General features: G+C 71.0%; 15 protein-coding genes and 1 pseudogene. 9 read left to right on the top strand and 7 right to left on the bottom strand.

Translation table 11 applies throughout. The features are described 5' to 3' along the window. Positions 1–35 precede the first annotated feature (35 nt). Entirely contained in the window at positions 36–923 is an 888-nt protein-coding gene (locus ABZT93_RS19390; protein ID WP_356105949.1) for a hypothetical protein, read from the top strand. A gap of 147 nt (positions 924–1,070) precedes the next feature. On the opposite strand, the gene ABZT93_RS19385 is transcribed toward ABZT93_RS19390, so the two are convergent. Together ABZT93_RS19385 and ABZT93_RS19380 are read right to left on the bottom strand one after the other, a co-directional pair. Continuing rightward, complete coding sequence (locus ABZT93_RS19385) at positions 1,071–1,982, bottom strand: SDR family oxidoreductase (protein WP_356105947.1); 912 nt, start codon at positions 1,980–1,982, stop codon at positions 1,071–1,073. 1 nt (position 1,983) lies between these two features. Beyond that, complete coding sequence (locus tag ABZT93_RS19380; protein ID WP_356105945.1) at positions 1,984–2,724, bottom strand: SDR family oxidoreductase; 741 nt, start codon at positions 2,722–2,724, stop codon at positions 1,984–1,986. Between the two features lie 54 nt (positions 2,725–2,778). Between ABZT93_RS19380 and ABZT93_RS19375 the strand changes: the two genes are divergently transcribed. The 4 genes from ABZT93_RS19375 to ABZT93_RS19360 are packed head-to-tail and all read left to right on the top strand — an operon-like array spanning position 2,779 to position 6,086. Beyond that, on the top strand, positions 2,779–3,522 hold the full coding sequence (locus ABZT93_RS19375) for an enoyl-CoA hydratase family protein (RefSeq protein WP_356105944.1): 744 nt from the start codon (positions 2,779–2,781) through the stop codon (positions 3,520–3,522). After that, positions 3,519–4,340, top strand: a complete 822-nt coding sequence (locus tag ABZT93_RS19370) for a CoA-transferase (RefSeq protein ID WP_356105942.1) — start codon at positions 3,519–3,521, stop codon at positions 4,338–4,340. The genes ABZT93_RS19375 and ABZT93_RS19370 overlap by 4 nt, the downstream gene beginning before the upstream one ends. Further along, the gene (locus ABZT93_RS19365) at positions 4,321–5,037 is read left to right on the top strand and encodes a CoA-transferase (protein ID WP_356105941.1); all 717 of its coding nucleotides are present in this window, start codon (positions 4,321–4,323) and stop codon (positions 5,035–5,037) included. The genes ABZT93_RS19370 and ABZT93_RS19365 overlap by 20 nt, the downstream gene beginning before the upstream one ends. Continuing rightward, positions 5,037–6,086, top strand: coding sequence for a nitronate monooxygenase (locus tag ABZT93_RS19360; protein ID WP_356105939.1), 1,050 nt, complete (start codon positions 5,037–5,039; stop codon positions 6,084–6,086). Before ABZT93_RS19365 ends, ABZT93_RS19360 begins: the two co-directional genes overlap by 1 nt. A 140-nt stretch (positions 6,087–6,226) precedes the next feature. Here the strand turns inward: ABZT93_RS19360 and ABZT93_RS19355 are convergent, their stop codons facing one another. The 3 genes from ABZT93_RS19355 to ABZT93_RS19345 are packed head-to-tail and all read right to left on the bottom strand — an operon-like array spanning position 6,227 to position 8,815. Further along, positions 6,227–7,384 carry an acetyl-CoA C-acetyltransferase gene (locus ABZT93_RS19355; protein ID WP_356105937.1) on the bottom strand — a complete coding sequence of 386 codons (1,158 nt, stop codon included), beginning with the start codon at positions 7,382–7,384 and terminating at the stop codon, positions 6,227–6,229. Between the two features lie 17 nt (positions 7,385–7,401). Further along, complete coding sequence (locus ABZT93_RS19350) at positions 7,402–8,016, bottom strand: TetR family transcriptional regulator (protein WP_037719688.1); 615 nt, start codon at positions 8,014–8,016, stop codon at positions 7,402–7,404. A 13-nt stretch (positions 8,017–8,029) separates the two neighbouring features. Beyond that, positions 8,030–8,815, bottom strand: a complete 786-nt coding sequence (locus ABZT93_RS19345) for an SDR family oxidoreductase (protein ID WP_356105935.1) — start codon at positions 8,813–8,815, stop codon at positions 8,030–8,032. 48 nt (positions 8,816–8,863) lie between these two features. Here ABZT93_RS19345 and ABZT93_RS19340 point away from each other — a divergent pair, with 48 nt between their 5' ends. The 4 genes and pseudogenes from ABZT93_RS19340 to ABZT93_RS19325 all read left to right on the top strand — a co-directional run bounded on the left by ABZT93_RS19340 (position 8,864) and on the right by ABZT93_RS19325 (position 12,920). Then, entirely contained in the window at positions 8,864–9,994 is a 1,131-nt protein-coding gene (locus ABZT93_RS19340) for an acyl-CoA dehydrogenase family protein (RefSeq protein WP_356105933.1), read from the top strand. Continuing rightward, positions 9,994–10,952 (top strand): annotated as a pseudogene (locus ABZT93_RS19335) (acyl-CoA dehydrogenase family protein). Before ABZT93_RS19340 ends, ABZT93_RS19335 begins: the two are co-directional and overlap by 1 nt. A gap of 124 nt (positions 10,953–11,076) precedes the next feature. Then, the gene (locus ABZT93_RS19330; protein WP_356105931.1) at positions 11,077–11,994 is read left to right on the top strand and encodes a rhomboid family intramembrane serine protease; all 918 of its coding nucleotides are present in this window, start codon (positions 11,077–11,079) and stop codon (positions 11,992–11,994) included. Then, positions 11,991–12,920: a chitosanase gene (locus ABZT93_RS19325; protein ID WP_356105930.1), complete on the top strand. Its 930-nt coding sequence runs from the start codon at positions 11,991–11,993 to the stop codon at positions 12,918–12,920. The genes ABZT93_RS19330 and ABZT93_RS19325 overlap by 4 nt, the downstream gene beginning before the upstream one ends. A 119-nt stretch (positions 12,921–13,039) precedes the next feature. Here the strand turns inward: ABZT93_RS19325 and ABZT93_RS19320 are convergent, their stop codons facing one another. Together ABZT93_RS19320 and gltB are read right to left on the bottom strand one after the other, a co-directional pair. Continuing rightward, positions 13,040–14,500 (bottom strand): glutamate synthase subunit beta, encoded by a 1,461-nt coding sequence (locus tag ABZT93_RS19320; protein WP_356105928.1) that lies wholly within the window; start codon positions 14,498–14,500, stop codon positions 13,040–13,042. Beyond that, positions 14,493–19,100 (bottom strand): glutamate synthase large subunit, encoded by a 4,608-nt coding sequence (gene gltB / locus ABZT93_RS19315; RefSeq protein ID WP_356105926.1) that lies wholly within the window; start codon positions 19,098–19,100, stop codon positions 14,493–14,495. Before gltB ends, ABZT93_RS19320 begins: the two co-directional genes overlap by 8 nt. Positions 19,101–19,309 lie beyond the last annotated feature (209 nt).

Here is a 19,309-nt window from a genome sequence, read left to right as displayed (position 1 = left end):
TGGAATCGGGTTCAGGGCGTCTTGGGGGTACGGGCGTGACGAACGACGGACCGGTCCAGCACGGCTACCCGCACCTGGAGACGGTGCGGGCCTCGATCAACGCGCTCTACAAGCGGCTCTCCTACGACACCGTCCAGACGTTCGCGACGAGCGTGGCGCCGGTGGACGTGGCGTTCTGCGACACCGACGATCTCTATCTCGGGGCGCAGCGGGTGGCCCGGGAGCTGGTGCGGCACTACCGGCTGCCGGACGCCCGGTTCGTGGTCAGCTTCCGCGAGATGACCCACGCGGCGAACGTCGAACTCACCGCGGGCCCCGAGTACTTCGTCGAGCTGAACGACCGTTTCCGCACCCATCGGCGGGACATCGGCGCGGCACTGGCCCACGAGGTCATGCACGTGTATCTGCACCGGCTGGACCTCTCCTTCCCCGGGGTGCGGGAGAACGAGATCCTCACGGACACGGCGACGACGTATCTGGGGGCGGGGTGGCTGCTGCTGGACGCCTACCGGGAGGACGCGGCGTCGTCGCAGAAGCTGGGGTATCTCACGCCGGAGGAGTTCGGGTACGTGCTGGCGAAGCGGTCCCTGGTGTTCGGGGAGGATCCCTCGGTGTGGTTCACCAGTGCGCAGGCTTATACGGCGTATGTGAAGGGGATGGCGCAGGCCCGCCAGGACTCCGAACAGCCACCTCTGACCGCGGCGGGCTGGGCGGGCCGCCGCCGCTACGCACGCGACCGCCGCCACGCCCCCGGCCCCCAGCCGGGAGCCCCCGTCCCCTACACCTTCACCCCGGACGGCCCCGGGCGCCTGCGCGTCTCGTTCCCGTGCCCCACCTGTCACCAGCGGATCCGGGTTCCGGTGCGGGGGCGGGTGCGAGCTCGCTGCGCGCTGTGCCGGACGGTGCTGGAGTGTGATACGTAGCGTCGTGTGCCGTCTGCCGTCTGCCGTCTGCCGTCTGCCGTCTGCCCTCTGCCGTCTGCCGTCTGCCGTCCGCCGTCTGCCGTCTGCCGTCTGCCGTCTGCCGCATCGTCGTGGCTGGTCGCGCAGTTCCCCGCGCCCCTAAGGTGATCATGTTGGCGCTCCATGTACCGGAGCCGGAGCCTCTGCCTCCCCCAACAGCTTCCGCGCCGCCTCTCCCGCCTCCGCCGGGGCCCACCTCGCGGCCCTGTCGGTGGTCGGGCCCGGCCTCCAGCCCTCCATCACCGTGATCCGCCCGCCCTCGGCCTCGAAGACCCGGCCCGTCACTCCCGCACTCGCCTCCGAGCCCAGCCACACGACCAGCGGGGACACGTTCTCCGGGGCCATCGCGTCGAAGCCGTCGGACGGGGCCGCCATCGTGTCGGCGAACGTCCGCTCGGTCATCCTCGTCCGTGCCGCGGGGGCGATCGCGTTGACCTGGACGCCGTAGCGGGCGAGTTCGGCCGCCGCGACCAGGGTGAGGCCTATGATTCCGGCCTTCGCGGCGCTGTAGTTGCCCTGTCCCACCGAGCCCAGCAGGCCCGCCCCGCTGGACGTGTTGACGACCCTGGCCACAGGCGTACGTCCCGCCTTCGTCTCCCCCCGCCAATGCGCGGCCGCATGCTTCAGCGGCAGGAAGTGGCCCTTCAGATGGACCCGCATCACCGCGTCCCAGTCGTCCTCCTCCAGGTTCACCAGCATCCGGTCGCGCAGGAACCCGGCGTTGTTGACGAGGGTGTCGAGGCGGCCGTACGTCTCCAGGGCGGCCCGGACGAGGGAGGCGGCGCCGGCGGGGGTCGCGATGTCGCCGCCGTGGGCGACGGCCGCGCCGCCCGCCGCACGGATCTCCTCGGCGACGAGGAGAGCGGGGCTGTCGGGGCCCGGTGTGCCGTCGAGGCCGACGCCGAGGTCGTTGACGACGACCCGGGCGCCCTCGGCGGCGAAGGCGAGCGCGTGGGCGCGGCCGAGACCGCGGCCCGCGCCGGTGACGACGACGACCCGGCCGTCGCAGATTCCGGTCATCTCACGTCTCCTTGTTGACAGTTGCGGCCTCCTGGAAGGCCGGCCGCTCCCCGCCGCCGTGCACCAGCAGCGAGGCCCCGCTGATGTACGCGGCGGCGTCCGAGGCGAGGAACACGGCGGCCGCGCCCACGTCCGAGGGCTCGGCCAGACGGCCGAGCGGGACCGTGCGGGAGACGGCGGCGATGCCCGCCTCGTCGCCGTAGTGCAGATGCGACCGCTCGGTGCGGACCATGCCGACGACCAGGGTGTTCACGCGCACGTCCGGTGCCCACTCCACGGCCATTGAGCGGGCCAGGTTCTCCAGGCCGGCCTTGGCCGCCCCGTACGCGGCCGTGCCCGGTGAGGGCCGGCCGCCGCTGACGCTTCCGATCATGACGATGGAGCCGCGGGTCCGTTTCAGGTGCTCGTAGGCGGCCAGGGACACCGTCAGGGGGGCGAGGAGGTTCAACTCCAGTACCCGGGCGTGCTGTTCGGCGCGAGCCTCGGTGAGCAGCCGATAGGGCGCGCCTCCCGCGTTGTTGACCAGGACGTCCAGGCGCGGCAGTTCGGCGAAGAAGTGCCGTACGGCGTCGGGTTCCCGGACGTCCAGTTCCACGAACCGCGCTTGCGGCAAGGGGACTTCGGGCGGCCTGCGCGCGCAAACGACGACGTCCGCCCCCGCCTGTGCGAAGGAGCGGGCGATCCCGGCGCCGACTCCGCGCGTGCCGCCGGTGACGACCACGACCCTCCCGCTCAGCTCCATTCACCGCTACCCTTCACCTAACAAACGTTTGGTGGAAAGGTAGCTGATGCAGCGATGGGTGTCTCCACCTCGTCCCCGGAAAAGGGGATCGTCCTGGTCGGGGTCGACTTCCCGCCGGTGAACGCCCTCCCGGTGGACGGCTGGTTCGCCCTGGCCGACGCCGTGCGCGCGGCGGGCCGCGATCCGGAGGTCAGGTGTGTGGTCCTGGCGGCCGAGGGGCGTGGTTTCAACGCGGGCGTGGACATCAAGGAGATCCAGAAGCGCGGCCCGGCCGCCCTGGTCGGCGCCAACCGCGGCTGTTTCGAGGCGTTTTCGGCGGTGTACGACTGCGAGGTGCCCGTGGTGGCCGCCGTGCAGGGATTCTGCCTGGGCGGCGGCGTCGGCCTGGTGGGCAACGCGGATGTGATCGTGGCGAGCGAGGACGCCACCTTCGGCCTGCCCGAGCTGGACCGCGGGGCCCTCGGCGCGGCCACGCACCTGGCCCGCCTGGTCCCCCAGCACCTCATGCGCGCCCTGTACTTCACCTCCCGCACGGTCACCGCCGCCGAACTGCACCGGCACGGTTCGGTGTGGAAGGTCGTCCCGAGGGACGAACTCGCCGCCGCGGCCCTGGAGTCGGCCCGCGAGATCGCCGCCAAGGACGGCGAGCTGCTGCGCCTGGCCAAGGCCGCCATCAACGGCATCGACCCGGTCGACGTCCGCCGCGGCTACCGCTTCGAGCAGGGCTTCACCTACGAGGCGAGCGTCAGCGGGGTCGCCGACCGGGTCCGTGACAGGTTCGGCGGGGAGGCCGAGTGAGCGACAAGACCATGACGGCCGACGAGGTCGTCTCCCGGCTGCGCAGCGGTATGACCCTCGGCATCGGCGGCTGGGGTTCGCGCCGCAAGCCGATGACGCTGGTGCGCGCGCTGCTGCGCTCGGACGTCACCGACCTGACGATCGTCTCGTACGGCGGCCCGGACGTCGGCATGCTCGCCGCCGCCGGGCGCATCCGCAAGCTCGTCGCCGCCTTCGTCACCCTCGACTCGATCCCGCTCGAACCCCACTACCGGGCCGCCCGCGAGGCCGGTGCCTTCGAGCTCATGGAGGTCGACGAGGCGATGTTCATGTGGGGCCTGCGGGCAGCCGCGAACCGGCTGCCGTTCCTGCCGGTGCGGGCAGGCATCGGCTCGGACGTCATGCGGGTCAACCCCGGTCTGCGGACGGTGACCTCGCCGTACGACGACCAGGAGACGTTCGTGGCCATGCCCGCGCTCAGTATGGATGCCGCGTTGGTGCACCTGAACCGCGCCGACCGGCTCGGCAACGGCCAGTACCTCGGACCCGACCCGTACTTCGACGACCTGTTCTGCGAGGCGGCCGACACCGCGTACGTCTCCTGCGAGCGGATCGTGGACACCGCGGAGTTGACGAAGGAGGCGCCGCCGCAGTCGCTGCTGGTGAAACGGCACACGGTCACCGGTGTGGTCGAGGCTCCGGGCGGCGCGCACTTCACCTCCTGCGCCCCCGACTACGGCCGGGACGAGGCCGTTCAGCGGGAGTACGCGAGCACCCCCTGGCCCGAGTTCGCCGCACGGTATCCCGGGGGAGGACTCCATGACCGCGCCCCGGAGTGAGTACTGCGTGATCGCCTGCGCCGAGGCCTGGCGGGACGAGGGCGAGATCCTCGCGAGCCCGATGGGACTGATCCCCTCGATCGGAGCCAGGCTCGCCCGCCTCACCTTCTCCCCCGACCTGCTGCTGACCGACGGCGAGGCCCTGCTGGTCCGCCCGGACGGCACCCCCGAGGGCTGGCTGCCCTACCGTCAGCACCTCGCCCTGGTCACCGGTGGGCGGCGGCACGTGATGATGGGCGCGAGCCAGATCGACCGGTACGGCAACCAGAACATCTCCTGCATCGGCGACTGGGCGAGGCCCAAGCGGCAGCTGCTCGGGGTGCGGGGCGCACCGGTCAACACCCTGAACAACCCGACCAGTTACTGGGTCCCGAAACACTCCAGACGGGTCTTCGTCGAGAAGGTCGACATGGTCTGCGGGGTCGGGTACGACCACGCCGCCGGGGCACGTTTCCACCGCATCCCGCGAGTCGTCTCCGATCTGGGCGTCTTCGACTTCGACACCCCGGACCACTCGATGCGGCTGGCCTCGCTGCATCCGGGGGTCACCGTGGAACAGGTGCGGGAGGCCACCGGTTTCGATCCGGTGGTCCCGGGCGAGGTGCCGTACACCCGCGAACCGACCGTCCACGAAATGGAGTTGATCCGAGAGGTGCTCGACCCGGCCGGCACGCGCGCTCGGGAGGTGGGTGCCTGATGGAGACCGCGTTCACCCGGCTGGTCGGGGTCCGGCATCCCCTCGTGCAGACCGGGATGGGGTGGGTGGCGGGCCCGCGCCTGGTCTCGGCCACGGCGAACGCGGGGGCGCTCGGCATCCTGGCCTCCGCGACCATGACGCTCGACCGGCTCCGGGACGCCGTACGGGAGGTCAGGTCCCGTACGGACGCGCCTTTCGGGGTCAATCTGCGGGCCGACGCGGTGGACGCCGGGGACCGGGTGCGCGTGATCATCGACGAGGGCGTGCGGGTGGCGTCCTTCGCCCTCGCGCCCTCCGCCGAGCTGATCGGCACGCTCAAGGAGGCGGGGGTGGTCGTCGTCCCGTCCGTCGGTGCCCGGCGGCATGCCGAGAAGGTCGCGGCCTGGGGCGCGGACGCGGTGATCGTGCAGGGCGGGGAGGGCGGCGGGCACACCGGGGAGGTGGCGACGACGGTCCTGCTGCCGCAGGTGGTGGACGCGGTGGACATCCCGGTCGTGGCGGCGGGCGGCTTCTTCGACGGGCGGGGTCTGGTCGCGGCGCTGGCGTACGGGGCGGCGGGCGTCGCCATGGGCACCCGCTTCCTGCTCACCTCCGACTCGACGGTGCCGGAGGCGGTGAAGGCGCGCTATCTGGCGGCGACGGTCAAGGACGTGACGGTGACCCGGGCGGTCGACGGCCTTCCGCACCGGATGCTCCGCACGGACCTGGTGGACTCCCTGGAGAACACGGGCCATGCACGCACCCTGCTGCGCGCCGGCCGGCACGCCGCCGCCTTCCGCAGGCTCTCCGGCCTGACCTGGCGGCAGCTTCTCCGTGACGGCCTCGCGATGCGCCACGGCAAGGACCTCACCTGGAGCCAGGTCCTGCTCGCCGCCAACACCCCGATGCTTCTCAGGTCGGCGATGGTGGACGGCCGTACGGATCTCGGGGTGATGGCCTGCGGGCAGGTCGCCGGGGTGATCGACGACCTGCCGTCGTGCGCGGAGCTGGTGGAGCGGGTCATGAAGGAGGCGGAGGGGGTTCTTCGGGGCCTCACAGCCTCTCGATGATCGTCACGTTCGCCTGTCCCCCGCCCTCGCACATCGGCACCATCCCCGACGGCCCCCTCGCACCGCTCGGCCCCAGGGGGCCCCACGGGCTTCGAGAGCCTGCGCCGGACTCCGTCCGCCGAAGCGAGCGTCCCACCGCCTCACAGCCTCTCGATGATCGTCACGTTCGCCTGTCCCCCGCCCTCGCACATCGTCTGGAGCCCGAACCGGCCGCCCCTGCGCTCCAGTTCGTGCAGCAGGGTCGTCATCAGCTTCACGCCCGTCGCCCCCAGCGGGTGACCGAGGGCGATCGCGCCGCCGTTGACGTTGACCTTCTCCGGGTCGGCCCCGGTCTCCTTCAGCCAGGCCAGCACCACGGGCGCGAAAGCCTCGTTGATCTCGACGAGGTCGATGTCGTCGATGGTGAGGCCGGTCTTCTTCAGGGCGTGCGCGGTGGCCGGGATGGGCGCGGTGAGCATGCGGATGGGGTCCTCGCCGCGGACGGAGAGGTGGTGCACGCGCGCGCGTGGGGTGAGGCCGTGTTCGCGCACCGCCCGCTCCGAGGCCAGCAGCATGGCCGCCGCGCCGTCGGAGACCTGCGAGGAGCAGGCCGCGGTGATGGTGCCGCCCTCGATCACCGGCTTGAGGCCGGCCATCTTCTCCAGGGAGGTGTCCCGGCGCGGGCCCTCGTCGACCGCGACCGGACCGTAGGCCACCGTCTCGCGCTCGAAGCGCCCCTCGTCGATGGCCCGCAGTGCCCGCCGATGGGACCGGAGCGCGAACTCCTCCTGGTCCTCGCGGCTGATCCCCCACTTCCCTGCGATCGTCTCGGCGCCGACGAACTGGTTCACCGCCCGGTCCCCGTACCGCGCCCGCCACCCCTCGCTGCCCGCGAAGGGCCCCTGGGTCAGCCCGAGCGGCTCGGCGGCCTGCCGGGTCGCGAAGGCGATCGGGATCATCGACATGTTCTGCACCCCGCCGGCGACCACCAGGTCCTGCGTCCCGGACAGCACGCCCTGCGCGGCGAAGTGCACGGCCTGCTGCGAGGACCCGCACTGCCGGTCCACGGTCACCCCGGGCACCTCCTCGGGCAGCCCGGCCGCGAGCCACGAGGTCCGCGCGATGTCCCCGGCCTGCGGACCGACCGCGTCCAGACACCCGAAGACCACGTCCTCGACGGCGCCGGGATCGACCCCTGCCCGCTCGATCAGCGCGCGCAGCACATGCGCGCCCAGATCGGCCGGGTGGACCCCGCTCAGTCCTCCCCCGCGCCGCCCGACGGGCGTACGGACCGCTTCGACGATGTAGGCCTCGGCCATGGCAACTCCCCAGTGAGTTACGTACGTACGGCGATCCCGTCCAGCACCATCGACAGGTACTGCCGGGCGATCTCCTCCGGGCTGTGCTGTCCGCCGGGCCGGTACCAGGACGCGGCGACCCACACGGTGTCGCGCACGAACCGGTAGGTCAGCCGCACGTCGAGGTCGGCCCGGAACACCTCGGCCGCGACCCCGCGCTCCAGTGTGGACAGCCAGGCCTTCTCGAACCTGCGCTGCGACTCGGCGAGGAACGCGAACCGCTCCTGCGCCACCAGCTGCTTGCTCTCCTTCTGGTAGATCGCGACGGCGGCGCGGTGCCGGTCGATCTCCCGGAACGACTCGGTGACCAGGGCCTCCAGCGTCTCGCGCGGCCCCGACTCGGCGCCCAGGACGGTGTCGTAGCCGTCCCAGAGCTCGTCGAGGAAGGTCCGCAGGATCTCCTCCAGCATCGATTCCTTGGAGTCGAAGTGGTAGTAGAGGCTGCCCGCGAGCATGCCCGCGTGGTCCGCGATCTTGCGTACGGTCGTGGCGTTGTAGCCCTGTTCGGCGAAGACCTCGGCGGCGGTGTCGAGGAGTTCACGGCGGCGCGCGGGCGCTGCGGCGCTCACCTGGGGCTTCTTCTTGGTCGGCACATCGTCCATTGTCCTAGGCGTGTTGACTGCTGACGGCGACGACCTCGCCCGTCATGTACGAGGAGTAGCCGGACGCCAGGAACACGATCACGTTGGCCACCTCCCAGGGCTCGGCGTAGCGTCCGAAGGCCTCGCGCGCGGTGAGCTCCTCCAGCAGTTCGGCCGAGGTCACCTTCACCAGGTGCGGGTGCATGGCGAGGCTGGGCGAGACGGCGTTGACACGGACGCCGTACTCAGCCGCCTCCAGGGCCGCGCACCGGGTCAGCGCCATGACTCCGGCCTTCGCGGCGGCGTAGTGCGCCTGTCCGGCCTGGGCACGCCAGCCGACGACGGAGGCATTGTTGACGATCACGCCGCCGCCGGAGTCCCGCATGTGCCGCAGGGCCGTCCGGGTGCACCGGAAGGTGCCGTTGAGCGTGACGTCCAGGACTCGGGTCCACTGGTCGTCGGTCATGTCGACAAGCGCCGAAGTCCCGCCCAGACCGGCGTTGTTGACGACGATGTCCAGCCGTCCGTGCTCCCGCACGGCCGCGTCGAACAGTGCGCCGACCTGCGCCTCGTCGGTGACATCGCACGCCACGGAGGTCACCGCGCCCTGGAATTCCCCGGCCAGCTCGGCGCCGTACTCCTTCAGCCGCCGCGCGTGCGCGTCGCTGATCAGGACGCGCGCGCCCTCCTCCAGGAAGCGGCGCGCGGTCGCCCCGCCGATGCCCGCGCCCGCGGCGGCGGTGATGACGGCGGTGCGCCCCTTCAGCAGCCCGTGCCCCGGTTCGTACACCGGACTCTCGACGCCTGTCATAGCGCCACGCTAACCTACCAAACACTTGTTAGGGAAGGACGGGTGTCCATGGATCTGGCGTTCACGCAGGAGGATGAGGCCTTCCGCGCCGAGGCCCGGGCATGGCTGCGCGCGCATCTGCCCGCCTCCCCGCTGCCCTCCCTGGAGACCGAGGAGGGCTTCGCGGCCCACCGCGTCTGGGAGTCCGAACTCGCCGCGGACCGCTGGTCGGTGGTCAACTGGCCCGTTCAGTACGGCGGCCGGGACTCCGGGCTGGTGCGCTGGCTGGTCTTCGAGGAGGAGTACTACGCGGCCGGGGCGCCCGGACGCGTCAACCAGAACGGCGTCAGCCTCCTCGCCCCGACCCTCTTCGACCACGGCACCCCGGAGCAACGCGCGCGCGTGCTGCCGCCGATGGCCACCGGTGAGGTGATCTGGGCGCAGGCCTGGTCGGAGCCGGAGGCGGGCTCGGACCTGGCGTCCCTGAGGTCCAGGGGGGTGCGCACGGAAGGGGGCTGGCTGCTCAGCGGCCAGAAGACCTGGTCCTCCCGGGCCGCCTTCGCGGACCGCGCCTTCGGCCTCTTCCGCACCGATCCGGACACCCCGAGACCCCACCAGGGCCTGACCTACCTGATGTTCGACCTGCGTGCCCCCGGTGTCACCGTCCGCCCGATCCGCCGTCTCGACGGCAAGCCGGCCTTCGCCGAGCTCTTCCTGGACGAGGTGTTCGTGCCGGACGAGGACGTCATCGGCGGGCCCGGGCAGGGCTGGCGGATCGCGATGTCGACGGCGGGCAACGAACGGGGCCTGATGCTGCGCTCGCCGGGCCGTTTCCTGGCGGCCGCCGACCGGTTGGCCGCGCTCTGGGAGTCCCGCGGCGAACCGGGGAGCGAGCGGGTCCGGGTCGCGGACGCCCTGATCGGCGCCCGCGCCTACCAGCTGTTCACCTACGCGGCCGCCGCCCGCTTCCTGGACGGCGAGACACTCGGCCCCGAGTCCAGCCTGAACAAGGTCTTCTGGTCCGAGTACGACATCGCGCTCACGGAGACGGCGTTGGATCTCCTCGGTGAGGAAGAGGACCCCGACTGGTCCGAGCGCTATGTCTTCGCCCTCGCCGGCCCGATCTACGCCGGCACGAACGAGATCCAGCGCGACATCATCGCCGAACGCCTGCTGGGTCTGCCGAAGGGACGCCGCTGATGCGCTTCCGCCTCGACCCCGAGCAGCGGCAGTTCGCCGACTCCCTGAACGCCATGCTGACGGCCGCGGACACCCCGTCGGTCGTACGGGACTGGAGCCACGGCGACCACGGCAGTGGCCGTGCGCTGTGGCGCCGTGTCGCCGAGGCGGGCGTCTTCGCACTGGCGGTGCCCGAGGCCTACGAGGGGCTGGGCCCTCGCCCCGTGGAACTCGCACTCGCCTTCGTGGAGTTGGGGCGGCACGCGGTACCGGGTCCCCTGGTGGAGACGGTGACGGCGGCGGCGCTGCTCACCGAGCGGGGGTGGCGAAGCGACTGCTCCCGGCGCTGGCCTCGGGGGAGACCATGGCCACCGTCGCCCGCGACGGCGGGTACGCCCTGGACGGCCAGGTCGCGGACATCTGCCTCTCCCTCACCGCCGAGGGCCTGTACCTCGCCCCCGGCCACGGCCCGGCGCACCTCTCGCTCGACCCCGCCCGCCGTCTCACCCGGCTGAGCTCGGGCGGCGAACTGCTCACCGGGCACCCGCCCGTCACCGCCGCCCTCCTCCTCGCCCGCCTCACGACCGCCGCCCAGGCCCTCGGCGTGGGCCTCGCCCTCCTCGACCGGACCGTCTCCCACGTCAGGCAGCGCACCCAGTTCGGCGCCCCCATCGGCTCCTTCCAGGCGGTCAAGCACCGACTGGCCGACGCGAAGATCGCGTTGGAGTTCGCCCGCCCCCTGCTGTTCGGCGCCGCCCTGACGATGGCCGAGGAGGATGTCGCCGCCGCCAAGGTCACCGCGTGCGAGGCGGCGTACCGGACGGCCCGTACCGCGCTCCAGCTGCACGGCGCGATCGGGTACACGGCCGAGTACGACCTGTCCCTGTGGCTCACCAGGGCCCGCGCCCTGCGCACCGCCTGGGGCGGCCCCGACGAGTGCCGCGACACGGTCCTCAGCGCTGGTGGCCGCCGCCGGTGAGTTCCCGGTACACATCTCGTCCGACCGGGCCCCTCCACCCACCCCGCCCCCAAGGTTCGATATTTTGTTCGCCGCCGTCCCCACCGGCTCAAGATCACCCCTGTCACTCCGAGGAGAGCCGGCCGTGGAACCCGAATCCGCCGTCACCACCTGCTATCGCCACCCCAGGGTGGAGTCCCACGTCCGCTGCACCCGCTGCGAGCGGTACATCTGCCCGGACTGCATGCGGGAGGCGGCCGTCGGCCACCAGTGCCCCGACTGCGTACGGGAGGGGGCGCGGACGGTGCGGCGGGCCCGGACCGCGTTCGGCGGGCGCATCACGGCCGTCCCCCTGGTGACGTACGTCCTCATCGGCCTCAACGCGCTCGCCTACCTCGGCGAGCTGGTGCGCCCGGCGATCGTGGACCGGTTCGAGATGCTGGGCGTCGGCCTGGTGGGCCCGGACGGCGGCCACTATGTGTGGCAGTCCGGATACCCCGCCGACTTCCATGCCGAGGGTGTCGCCGAAGGCGAGTGGTACCGGCTCCTGACCGGCGCCTTCCTTCATCTGCCGCCCACCGGGGGCACGTTCGGGATCCTGCACATCGTGATGAACATGGTGTCGCTGTGGAACATCGGCCGCGTGGTCGAGGTCCAGCTCGGCCGCCTCAGGTATGTCGTCCTGTATCTGCTCTCCGCGCTCGGCGGCTCGGTCCTGGTCCTGCTGGTCGCACCGACCGAGGCCACGCTCGGCGCGTCCGGCGCGATCTTCGGGCTCGGTGCCGCGTACTACGTGATGGCCCGCCGACTCGGCGCCGACATGGCCCAGGTCAACCGGTTCATGGCGGGGCTTCTGCTGTGGCTGCTGATCTCCGCGGGGCTGACGTCATGGCAGGGTCACCTCGGCGGTCTGCTCGCCGGAGCCGTCGTCACCCTCGCCTACGCCTACGCTCCCCGGGACGGCCGCCGCGCCCTGGTGCAGGCCGGAGCCTGCGCCGTACTGCTGCTCGTGCTCCTGGTGGCCACCTGGGCCAAGGTCGCCGAACTGACGGGAGCGCGGTGAGGCGGGCCCGCCTGCTGCTCCTCGCGGCCGTCCCCGTGCTCGTCACGGCGTCGGTCTACGTCCTCGCGCCCGAGGACCCCCGGGCCGGCGGGGCGGGCCCCGACCTCTCCGCCGCCTACCGCGCGCAGGCGGCCCAGGACGCCAAGGGCGCCCAGGGCGCCAAGGTCTGGGCCGAGGAGACGGACGGCGCCACCGACGAGGTGCTCGCCGACCAGCCGCTGGGCCTCGCCGCCCCCGCCGGGAAGGACCTCGCCCAGCAACTCGTCGCGAGTGCCGAGAACTCCACCCTCGACTGGCGCAGCGCCTACGCCTACGTCGAGGACATCGGCGACGGCCAGGGCTACACGGCCGGCCTCATCGGCTTCTGCACCGGCACCCACGATCTGCTCACCCTCGTCGAGCGCTACACGAAGGCCCACCCCGGCAACGGTCTCGCGAAGTACCTCCCCGCCCTGCGCGAGGTCGACGGCACCGACTCCCACGAGGGCCTGGACCCCGGCTTGCCGGCCGCCTGGAAGACGGAGGCCACCCGGCCGGCCTTCCAGAGGGCCCAGGACGCGGAGCGCGACCGGGTCTACTTCGACCCCGCGGTCCGCCTCGCCAAGCTCGACGGTCTCGGCGCGCTCGGCCAGTTCGTCTACTACGACGCCATGGTCTTCCACGGCCCCGGCACCGACGCCACCAGCTTCTACGGCATCCGTGAAAGCGCCCTCCACAAGGCCCACAGCCCCACCGAGGGCGGCTCCGAGAAGGCATACCTGGACGCCTTCCTGGACGTCCGCCGGGCGGCCATGAAGACCCGCGAGGCGGACATCGACACCTCCCGCGTCGACACCGCGCAACGGCGGTTCCTGGACGAGGGGAACCTGGACCTGAGAAGACCGCTGGAGTGGCAGGTGTACGGGGAGACGTACAAGGTGCCGTAGGAAAGGCGACGGCGCCTGCTTCCGGTCCGGTCGGGGACGTGGAGGCAGGCGCCGTCAGTGTTCCGTACGCCTTTGTACGGGACGCTTTGTGAGGGACCGTCAGGTCCCCGTGGTGACCGTCAGACCATCAGGGACCGGTCGGTCGGCCGGATCGGCGCGGGCAGTTCGCTCGCGCCGGTCAGGAAGCGGTCGCAGCCGCGGGCGGCCGAGCGGCCCTCCGCGATCGCCCACACGATGAGCGACTGGCCGCGGCCGGCGTCACCGGCGACGAAGACGCCCGGCACATTGGTCTGGAAGTCGGCGTCGCGGGCGATGTTGCCGCGCTCGTCGAGCTCCAGACCGAACTGATCCACGAGACCGTTCTCGCGGTCCGTACCCGTGAAGCCCATGGCCAGTGTCACCAGCTGGGCGGGGATCTTGCGCTCCGTGCCCGGCTTCGGGGTCAGTTTGCCGTCGATGAACTCGACCTCGGTGAGGTGCAGCCACTGGACGTTGCCGTCCTCGTCGCCCTCGAAGTGGGTGGTGGAGACGGAGTAGACCCGCTCGCCGCCCTCCTCGTGCGCGGAGGTGACCTTGTAGAGCATCGGGAAGGTCGGCCACGGCTGGTGCGGGGCACGGTCCTCGCCCGGACGGGGCATGATCTCCAGCTGCGTCACCGAGGCCGCGCCCTGGCGGTGGGCGGTGCCCACGCAGTCGGCGCCGGTGTCGCCACCGCCGATGACGATGACGTGCTTGCCCTCGGCCGTGATGGGGGGCGCCACATAGTCGCCCTCCTGCACCTTGTTGGCCAGCGGCAGGTACTCCATGGCCTGGTGGATGCCCTTGAGCTCGCGGCCGGGGACCGGCAGGTCACGGGCGGTCGTGGCACCGGCGGCGATGACGATCGCGTCGTAGCGCTTCTTCAGGTCGGTCGCCCTGAGGTCGCGGCCGATCTCGATGCCGGTACGGAAGCGGGTGCCCTCCGCGCGCATCTGCTCGATACGCCGGTTGATGTGCCGCTTCTCCATCTTGAACTCGGGGATGCCGTACCGGAGGAGGCCTCCGACGCGGTCCGCGCGCTCGTAGACGGCGACGGTGTGACCGGCCCGCGTGAGCTGCTGCGCGGCAGCCAGACCGGCGGGGCCGGAGCCGATCACCGCGACGGTCTTGCCGGACAGGCGCTCGGGGGCCTGCGGCTCGACATCGCCGCTGTCCCACGCCTTGTCGATGATCGAGACCTCGACGTTCTTGATGGTGACCGGCGGCTGGTTGATGCCGAGCACACACGCCGACTCACAGGGCGCCGGGCACAACCGACCGGTGAACTCCGGGAAGTTGTTGGTCGCGTGCAGACGCTCGGAGGCGGCGGACCAGTCCTCGCGGTAGGCGAAGTCGTTCCACTCGGGGATGAGGTTCCCGAGCGGACAGCCGTTGTGACAGAACGGGATACCGCAGTCCATGCAGCGGCTAGCCTGCTTGCTGATGATCGGCAGCAGGGAGCCGGGGACGTAGACCTCGTTCCAGTCCTTCAGGCGTACGTCGACCGGGCGGGACTTGGCGACCTCACGGCCGTGGTTCAGGAAGCCCTTCGGGTCAGCCATTGATCGCCGCCTCCATCATCTTCTCGGTGATCTCGGACTCGGAGAGTCCCGCCTGCTCGGCGGCGTCCTTGGCGGCGAGCACTGCCTTGTACGTGCTGGGGATGATCTTGCTGAAGCGGTCCACTGCGGTGTCCCACTCGGCCAGGAGCTTCTCGGCGACCGTGGATCCGGTCTCCTCCTGGTGGCGGCGCACCACGTCGTGCAGCCACTGCTTGTCGGTGTCGTCCAGCGCCTCCACGGCGTCCACGTTGCCGACGTTGACGTTGTCCCGGTCGAGGTCGATCACGTAGGCGATGCCGCCGGACATGCCGGCCGCGAAGTTGCGGCCCGTCTCGCCGAGGACCACCGCGCGACCGCCGGTCATGTACTCGCAGCCGTGGTCGCCCACGCCCTCGGAGACGACCGTCGCGCCGGAGTTGCGGACACAGAACCGCTCACCGGTACGACCGCGCAGGAACAGCTCGCCGCCGGTCGCGCCGTAGGCGATGGTGTTGCCCGCGATCGTGGAGAACTCGGCGAGGTGGTCGGCGCCCCGGTCGGGACGGACGATCACCCGGCCGCCGGAGAGGCCCTTGCCGACGTAGTCGTTGGCGTCGCCCTCCAGGCGCAGCGTGACACCGCGCGGCAGGAAGGCGCCGAAGGACTGGCCGGCCGAGCCGGTGAAGGTGATGTCGATGGTGTCGTCGGGCAGGCCCGCGCCACCGAACTTCTTCGTCACCTCGTGGCCGAGCATGGTGCCGACCGTGCGGTTGATGTTGCGGATCGCGACCTGGGCACGCACCGGCTGGGCGTCGGTCGCCGAGTCGGCGGCCAGGGCGTCGGCGGCGAGCTTGATGAGCTCGTTGTCGAGCGCCTTCTCCAGGCCGTGGTCCTGCTCGATGACCTGGTGCAGCGCGGCACCCTCGGGCAGTTCGGGCACGTAGAAGAGCGGGGCCAGGTCCAGGCCCTGCGCCTTCCAGTGGTTGACCGCGCGCTCGACGTCGAGCGTCTCGGCGTGGCCGACGGCCTCCTCGATGGAGCGGAAGCCCAGCTCGGCGAGGATCTCGCGGACCTCTTCGGCGATGAACTTGAAGAAGTTCACGACGTACTCGGCCTTGCCGGTGAACCGGTCGCGGAGCACCGGGTTCTGGGTGGCGATGCCGACCGGGCAGGTGTCCAGGTGACAGACGCGCATCATGACGCAGCCGGAGACGACGAGCGGCGCGGTCGCGAAACCGAACTCCTCGGCGCCGAGCAGCGCGGCGATGACGACGTCACGGCCGGTCTTGAGCTGACCGTCGGTCTGGACGACGATCCGGTCGCGCAGGCCGTTGAGCAGCAGGGTCTGCTGGGTCTCGGCGAGACCGAGCTCCCAGGGACCGCCCGCGTGCTTCAGCGAGGTCAGCGGGGAGGCACCGGTACCACCGTCGTGACCGGAGATCAGGACGACGTCCGCGTGCGCCTTGGACACACCCGCCGCGACCGTGCCGACGCCGACCTCGGAGACCAGCTTGACGTGAATCCGCGCCTGCGGGTTCGCGTTCTTCAGGTCGTGGATCAGCTGGGCCAGGTCCTCGATCGAGTAGATGTCGTGGTGCGGCGGCGGGGAGATCAGGCCCACGCCCGGGGTCGAGTGCCGGGTCTTGGCGACCCACGGGTAGACCTTGTGGCCGGGCAGCTGGCCGCCCTCGCCGGGCTTGGCGCCCTGGGCCATCTTGATCTGGATGTCGTCCGCGTTGACCAGGTACTCGGAGGTCACACCGAAGCGGCCGGAGGCGACCTGCTTGATCGACGAACGCCGCGCCGGGTCGTACAGCCGGTCCGCGTCCTCGCCGCCCTCACCGGTGTTGGACTTGCCGCCCAGCTGGTTCATGGCGATGGCGAGTGTCTCGTGCGCCTCCTTGGAGATGGAGCCGTACGACATGGCGCCGGTGGAGAAGCGCTTGACGATCTCGGAGACCGGCTCGACCTCGTCGACGGAGATCGGCTGACGGTCGCTCTTGAAGCCGAACAGGCCGCGCAGCGTCATCAGGCGCTCGGACTGCTCGTTCACGCGGTCCGTGTACTTCTTGAAGATGTCGTAGCGGTTCGCACGCGTCGAGTGCTGGAGGCGGAAGACCGTCTCCGGGTCGAAAAGGTGCGGCTCGCCCTCACGGCGCCACTGGTACTCGCCGCCTATCTCGAGGGCGCGGTGCGCGGGCGCGATGCCGGAAGCGGGGTACGCCTTGGCGTGCCGGGCGGCGACCTCCTTGGCGATGACGTCGATGCCGACGCCGCCGATCTTGGAGGCGGTACCGCTGAAGTACTTCTGGACGAAGCCCTCTTCGAGACCGACGGCCTCGAAGACCTGGGCGCCGCGGTAGGACGCGACGGTCGAGATGCCCATCTTCGACATGACCTTCAGCACGCCCTTGCCCAGGGCGTAGATCAGGTTGCGGATGGCCTGCTCGGCCTCGATGTCGGAGAGGAAGGTGCCCGCACGGACCAGGTCCTCGACGGACTCCATGGCCAGGTACGGGTTCACGGCCGCGGCGCCGAAGCCGATCAGCAGGGCCACGTGGTGGACCTCGCGGACGTCACCGGCCTCGACCAGCAGGCCCACCTGGGTGCGCTGCTTGGTGCGGATGAGGTGGTGGTGGACGGCCGCGGTGAGCAGCAGCGACGGGATCGGCGCGTGCTCGGCGTCCGAGTGGCGGTCGGACAGGACGATCAGCCGGGCGCCGTTGTCGATGGCTGCGTCGGCCTCGGCGCAGATCTCCTCGATGCGCGCGGCGAGGGAGTCGCCGCCACCGGAGACCCGGTACAGGCCGGACAGGGTCGCGGCCTTGAAGCCGGGCATGTCGCCGTCGGCGTTGATGTGGATGAGCTTGGCCAGCTCGTCGTTGTCGATCACCGGGAAGGGCAGCACGACGGAACGACAGGAGGCGGCGCTCGGGTCGAGCAGGTTGCCCTGCGGGCCCAGCGAGGAGCGCAGGCTCGTCACCAGTTCCTCGCGGATCGCGTCCAGCGGCGGGTTGGTGACCTGCGCGAAGAGCTGGGTGAAGTAGTCGAAGAGCAGTCGCGGACGCTCGCTCAGCGCGGCGATCGGCGAGTCGGTGCCCATCGAACCGATCGGCTCGGCACCGGCCTTGGCCATCGGCGCGAGGAGAACACGGAGCTCTTCCTCGGTGTAGCCGAAGGTTTGCTGGCGGCGGGTGACCGAGGCGTGGGTGTGCACGATGTGCTCGCGCTCGGGCAGGTCGCCGAGCTCGATCTCGCCGGCCTCCAGCCACTCCGCGTAGGGCTGCTCGGCGGCGAGGCCGGCCTTGATCTCGTCGTCCTCGATGATGCGGTGCTCGACGGTGTCGACGAGGAACATCCGGCCCGGCTGCAGGCGGCCCTTGCGGACCACCTTGGCGGGATCGATGTCGAGGACGCCGACCTCGGAGCCGAGGACGACGAGGCCTTCATCGGTGACCCAGTAGCGGCCGGGGCGAAGGCCGTTGCGGTCGAGGACCGCGCCGACCTGCTTGCCGTCGGTGAAGGTGACACAGGCCGGACCGTCCCAGGGCTCCATCAGGTTGGAGTGGAACTGGTAGAAGGCGCGGCGTGCCGACTCCATGGAGTCGTGGTTCTCCCACGCCTCCGGGATCATCATCAGCACGGAGTGCGGCAGCGAACGGCCGCCCAGGTGCAGGAGTTCGAGGACCTCGTCGAAGGACGCCGAGTCGGAGGCTTCCGGCGTACAGATCGGAAAGACGCGCTCGATGGCCTTGCTGTCGTTGCCGAACAGGTCGGAGACCAGCTGCGATTCGCGGGCCGCCATCCAGTTGCGGTTGCCCTTGACGGTGTTGATCTCACCGTTGTGCGCGACGAAGCGGTACGGGTGCGCGAGCGGCCACGACGGGAAGGTGTTCGTGGAGAACCGGGAGTGCACGAGCGCGATCGCGGAGGCGAAGCGGCGGTCGGACAGGTCCGGGAAGAAGGGCTCCAGCTGACCGGTGGTCAGCATGCCCTTGTAGACGATGGTCCGCGCGGACAGCGACGGGAAGTAGACGTCGACCTCGCGCTCGGCGCGCTTGCGCAGCACGAAGGCCTTGCGGTCGAGGTCGATGCCCGTGGTGGGCGCGGCGGAGGCGTCGCTGACGAAGATCTGGCGGAACGCCGGCATCGTCGAGCGGGCGGTGGCGCCGAGCAGCTCGGGGGCGACCGGGACCTCGCGCCAGCCGAGGACGGTGAGGCCCTCCTCGGCGGCGATCGTCTCGATCTTCGAGACGGCGTCCTCGAGTCGGTCCTCCGGAAGGAAGGCGATACCTACCGCGTATCCACCGGCCGCGGGCAGCTCGAAGCCGGCGACCTCACGGAAGAAGGCGTCCGGAACCTGGGACAGGATGCCGGCGCCGTCACCCGAGTCGGGCTCGGATCCGGTGGCACCGCGGTGCTCCAGGTTGCGCAGAACCGTGAGCGCCTGCTCGACCAGCGCATGGCTCGCCTCGCCGGTGAGGGTGGCCACGAAGCCGACGCCACAGGCGTCCTTTTCGTTGCGGGGGTCGTACATACCCTGCGCAGCAGGGCGAGCATCCATGAAGGACCACTTCTGGCCATTCGTGGAGTGCTGGGACGGCTGGCGCGGCGTACGCATCGGCTCTCCCGTCGTCGTCAAGTGGCATATGCAGATTGCCGAGGGACGACGTTGGCCCTCTGCGTGAGTGCAAAATTTCGTGCAGGTTACATGATGGGACGGATCTCGGGAACCGGATACTCCGTTCCAGCATGCGGACGCCACGCGGTGCGAGGGGGGTGTCGCACACGTGGCTTGAAGTATGTGGGGGCCGAGCTGGACCGATCGGT

The sequence above is a fragment of the Streptomyces sp. NPDC005303 genome, from assembly GCF_040607335.1.
Taxonomy (GTDB): Bacteria; Actinomycetota; Actinomycetes; order Streptomycetales; family Streptomycetaceae; genus Streptomyces.
The sequence above is the reverse complement of the archived record's forward strand: the minus strand, read 5'-3'. Positions and strand labels throughout refer to the sequence as shown.

Excerpts from the sequence above, each read along its gene's own strand:
- ABZT93_RS19385 (WP_356105947.1), bottom strand. The coding sequence starts at position 1,982 with ATGACCGGAATCTGCGACGGCCGGGTCGTCGTCGTCACCGGCGCGGGC.
- ABZT93_RS19380 (WP_356105945.1), bottom strand. The coding sequence starts at position 2,724 with ATGGAGCTGAGCGGGAGGGTCGTGGTCGTCACCGGCGGCACGCGCGGA.
- ABZT93_RS19375 (WP_356105944.1), top strand. The coding sequence starts at position 2,779 with ATGGGTGTCTCCACCTCGTCCCCGGAAAAGGGGATCGTCCTGGTCGGG.
- ABZT93_RS19365 (WP_356105941.1), top strand. The coding sequence starts at position 4,321 with ATGACCGCGCCCCGGAGTGAGTACTGCGTGATCGCCTGCGCCGAGGCC.
- ABZT93_RS19360 (WP_356105939.1), top strand. The coding sequence starts at position 5,037 with ATGGAGACCGCGTTCACCCGGCTGGTCGGGGTCCGGCATCCCCTCGTG.
- ABZT93_RS19355 (WP_356105937.1), bottom strand. The coding sequence starts at position 7,384 with ATGGCCGAGGCCTACATCGTCGAAGCGGTCCGTACGCCCGTCGGGCGG.
- ABZT93_RS19345 (WP_356105935.1), bottom strand. The coding sequence starts at position 8,815 with ATGACAGGCGTCGAGAGTCCGGTGTACGAACCGGGGCACGGGCTGCTG.
- ABZT93_RS19340 (WP_356105933.1), top strand. The coding sequence starts at position 8,864 with ATGGATCTGGCGTTCACGCAGGAGGATGAGGCCTTCCGCGCCGAGGCC.
- ABZT93_RS19320 (WP_356105928.1), bottom strand. The coding sequence starts at position 14,500 with ATGGCTGACCCGAAGGGCTTCCTGAACCACGGCCGTGAGGTCGCCAAG.
- gltB (WP_356105926.1), bottom strand. The coding sequence starts at position 19,100 with ATGCGTACGCCGCGCCAGCCGTCCCAGCACTCCACGAATGGCCAGAAG.